Below are 1,047 nucleotides of genomic sequence, written 5' to 3'. Positions count from 1 at the left end.
CCGAGCCTCAAGGCCCACAAACACACAAGCCCCAAAAAAAACCTCACATAACCTCAATCACCCCATTCATAGTCTCATGCCCCGACCCACAAAAAATATCGCATAAAAACCCAAACGTCCCCGCCCTGGCGGGCGTGGCCGCCAGCCTCACCACCTGCCCCGGCGGCAGATCGGCCCGGATCCCCAGATCCGGCACGCTGAACCCCATCACCACATCCTGCGCGGTCAGTTCGAACACCACCGGCTCGCCCACGCGCAGTGAGATGCGGTCGGGCGTGAAGATGAACTTGCGCGCATGCACCTTGATCACGCGCGGCGCGGCGGCGGTGCCGTGCAACAGCGGCGTGCCCGCCGCCAGCGCCAGCAGGCAGCGCAGCGCGCGCCGGCGGCCGGGTTTCGTTTCTGTCTTCGTCATGGCGGGACTCCTCGCGTCCGTGCGTTGCCGTGGCTGATGCCGTTCAGCCGGCCACCGGCTTTTCGTCGATGTCGAACTCGCCGCCGGGCCGGCCGGCCTGCACTTCGCGCCAGCCGAGGCCCTGGTAGGGCCGGGCCGGGTCCCACGGCACCGGCTGGCGCTGGGGCTGGGAGCCGGCGGCGGGCAGCGGGAACATCAGCGAGCGCGCCGCGTGGTGGGCGATGTGGCCGGTCATGTGGTGGTGCTCCTGGTGGATGTGGCCGTAGAACACCGTGACGTTGGCGTAGGGCATCAGGCGCTCGATCACCTGCGCGCCGTCGCGCGTGGCCCAGTCCCATTGCGGGTAGAGATCGAACAGCGGGCGGTGGGTGAACACCACGATGCGCGCGTCGCGCGGCTGGCGCGCGAGGTCGTCGGCGAGCCAGCCGAGCTGGGCCTCGCCGACGCGGCCGGCGGGGTCGGAGACGTTGTCGAGCACGATGAAGTGCATGCCTTTGTGGTCGAACACGTAGTGCGTGGGGCCGAACAGTTCCTGGTAGGCGGCGCCCTGGTCGAGGCTGGCGTCGTGCTCGCCCGGCATCAGGTGCACCACCGGCACCTTGAGCCCGGCGACGATGGCCTGGAACTCGCGC

The 1,047-nt window shown here is 69.1% G+C and carries 2 protein-coding genes; both read right to left on the bottom strand.

The genetic code is table 11. The annotated features are described in order from the left end of the window. Nucleotides 1-43: 43 nt before the first annotated feature. Nucleotides 44-415 carry a cupredoxin domain-containing protein gene (locus K206_RS0130010; RefSeq protein WP_020206029.1) on the bottom strand — a complete coding sequence of 124 codons (372 nt, stop codon included), beginning with the start codon at nucleotides 413-415 and terminating at the stop codon, nucleotides 44-46. A gap of 43 nt (nucleotides 416-458) precedes the next feature. After that, on the bottom strand, nucleotides 459-1,047 hold a 589-nt coding region (locus K206_RS39695; protein ID WP_020206028.1), incomplete at its 5' end, for a metallophosphoesterase.

Origin of the sequence: Cupriavidus sp. WS (assembly GCF_000395345.1) — a bacterium.
Classification (GTDB): Bacteria; Pseudomonadota; Gammaproteobacteria; order Burkholderiales; family Burkholderiaceae; genus Cupriavidus; species Cupriavidus basilensis_B.
This window is presented reverse-complemented; position numbering and strand designations above follow the sequence as displayed.